Source organism: Methylobacterium sp. WL103 (genome assembly GCF_008039885.1).
Lineage (GTDB): Bacteria > Pseudomonadota > Alphaproteobacteria > Rhizobiales > Beijerinckiaceae > Methylobacterium > Methylobacterium cerastii.
Map to the genome: position 1 here is coordinate 1 of NZ_VRUX01000575.1, position 2,638 is coordinate 2,638.

At 70.3% G+C, this 2,638-nt stretch carries 2 protein-coding genes; one reads left to right on the plus strand and one right to left on the minus strand.

From position 1 onward, the window contains the following. The coding region (locus FV222_RS22540; RefSeq protein WP_147815687.1) for a LysR substrate-binding domain-containing protein at positions 1–749 on the plus strand (749 nt) is incomplete at its 5' end. Positions 750–1,069: 320 nt separating this feature from the next. Here FV222_RS22540 and FV222_RS22545 read toward each other — a convergent pair. Further along, positions 1,070–2,638, minus strand: a 1,569-nt coding sequence (locus FV222_RS22545) for an ABC transporter substrate-binding protein (protein WP_147815688.1), incomplete at its 5' end; no start/stop codon positions are given.

The following is a 2,638-nucleotide window of genomic DNA, read 5'->3' on the forward strand; positions in this document are numbered from 1 at the left end:
CCCCCGACGGGATGCGCCCGACCCCGCGCGCAGGTAACCGAGCAGCCGCGGCCCTGCGACAGATCCAGGCGATCGTGCGCCGCGAGGCGGCGTTCGACCCGGCGACGACCGAGCGGACCTTCACCGTGAGCCTGCCGGACAGCACCGAGGTGCTGCTCGGGCCGCGGCTGCTCGGTTACCTGCGCGCGGAGGCGCCGGGCATCCGCCTGCTGCTGCGCTCGGTCGATCGCACGCACATCCTGGAGGAGCTCGACGCGGACCGGGTCGACCTCGCCATCGGCTTCGGGTTCGAGGGCCAGACCCATCACAAGCAGCGGCTGCTCTACCGCGACACCTACGTCTGCCTGTTCGACGCCGGCCAGGTCGGGCTCGTACCGCCGATCTCGCTCGACGACTACCTGCGCTTCCCGCACATCCTCACCAGCCTGCGCGAGACCGCCCACGGGGTCGTCGACGACGCGCTGGCCAAGATCGGCCGGGCGCGCACCCTGGCGCTCACGACGCCGCGCTTCCTGGTGGTGCCGTTCCTGGTGCGCGCCGCACCGGTGATCACGACGATGCACGCGCGCCTCGCGACCTACTTCGCCGACGCCCTCGGCCTGACGGTGAGCCCGGCGCCGGTGCCGCTCGAAGAGGTCGCCGTCTCGATGCTCTGGCACGCCTCCTACGACGACGACCCGGCCCACCGCTGGCTGCGGCAGGTGCTGGTGCGGCTGGCGGGGGAGGCGGCGGAGGCCGAGCGGCTTTGAGGGGGTGGAGGCGGGCCAGCGGCATTCGCATCGCGCGGTCGTCGATCGACGCATATCCTGGGATATGCCGGGCCTCGCATTGAACCTCGGCAGAGAAAGCCGCGCATCCCCTCTCTCCGCACGCGGGGAAAGGGCATTGCCGACCCCGTCGTCGGCAACACGAGGCGGCAGCCGAAGGCAAAAGGGCGCGAACGGGCGAGACTTTTCCGGCCGCTCCCCCTCACCGCCGCTGCGGCTTCGCCTTCGCTACCCGGCTGCACGACGAGGTGCAGCCGGGCCTCTCCCCGCGTGCAGGGAGAGGGGAGACCCGCGCCGTCCGCTCACGCCAGCGTCGTCAGGTCCTGGAACCAGTGCTGGGCCTGGGTGTAGCCCTTCACCTTCTTCGAGAGCGCGTGCGGGTTGGTGTCGTGCACGACCCAGACCTGCACCGCCTCGTCGACCACGATCTCGTGGATGCGGGCCAGGAGCTTGTCCTGCTCGACCGGGTCGAGGCTGGCCTTGACGTTGTCGCAGAGGGCGTCGACCTCGGCGTTCTTCCAGTGGCTCCAGTTCACCCCGTTCGGCGCGACCTGGCGCGAATCGTAGAAGCGCAGGATCGCGTAGAACGGGTCGGAGGTGACGTAGGCGATGTTTCCGGCCGAGATGCCCTTCTGGCTCGGGTCGGCCGCGCCCTGGCGCCAGCCGGTGTAGGCGACCTCCAGCTCGACGGTCTTGAACTCCACCTGGATGCCGATCTCGGCCCAGCTCTGCTGGATGAACTCGTTGATCGGCAGGGACAGCATCTGCCCGGTGCCGCCGGTGGGAATCAGGATCGTCGCCTTCACCGGGTTCTTCACCGAGAAGCCGGCCTCCTCGACGAGCTTCTTGGCCGCCGCGACGTCGGTCTTGATCTGGAAGGTCGGCTTGCCGAACCACGGGCTCGACGCCTGGACCTGCCCGACGGCCGGGGCGGCGAGGCCGCCCATCAGCTGGACCACGCCGTCGCGGTCGACGGCGAGGTTGGCGGCCTTGCGCAGGCGGATGTCGCGCCAGGGCGAGCCCTCGACCATCGACAGGTGGTAGTTCCACACGTGCGGCGTGTCGTTGCCGACGATCCGCATGCCGGCGGCCTTGAGGCGCGGCACGGCATCGGGCGCCGGCAGCTCGATCAGGTCCACGTTGCCCGAGAGCAGAGCGTTCACCCGGGCGAGGTCTTCCGGCACGCAGGCCAGCGTCAGCTTGGCGAGCTTCGGCGCACGCTTGGGGTTCCAGTAGGCCTCGTTCGCCACCAGTTCGAGGCGGACGCGGGGCTGCAGCACGCCGATCTTGTAGGGGCCGGTGCCGGAGGGCTGGAACGCGAATTTCGACCAGTCGCGCCCGACCGCCTCGAACTGCGCCGGCGACGAGATCAGGAACCACAGCATCTGGTACGGGAACAGGCTGTCGGCCGTCTTGGTGGTGACCTGCACGGTCATCGCGTCGAGCTTCTTGTAGGACGCGACGCCGGGCAGGCGCGGGCGCACCTGGGCGGCCTGGCGCTGGTCGAAATGCGGCGCCTCCTTGTTGAGCACCTTGTCGAAGTTCCAGATCACCGCGTCGGCGTCGAAGGCCGAGCCGTCGTGGAACTTGACCCCGTCGCGCAGGCGGAACGTCCAGTTCTTGCGGTCGGCCGGGTCGCTCTCCCATGCGGTCGCGAGGCCGGGCACCATCTTGCCCGGACGGTCCGAGACGTCGAGCTCCCAGGCGATCAGCGGATCGTAGAGGGTCAGCCCGGTGAATTGGTAGCCGCCCGCGCCCTTGTCCGGCTGGCCGGTGGTGAGCGGCAGGTCCGACATCGAGATGCCGTAGGTCAGGCTGCCGGAGGGCGCACCTGCGGCCGGCGCCGGTGCGCCTTGCGCGAGGGCGCCGGG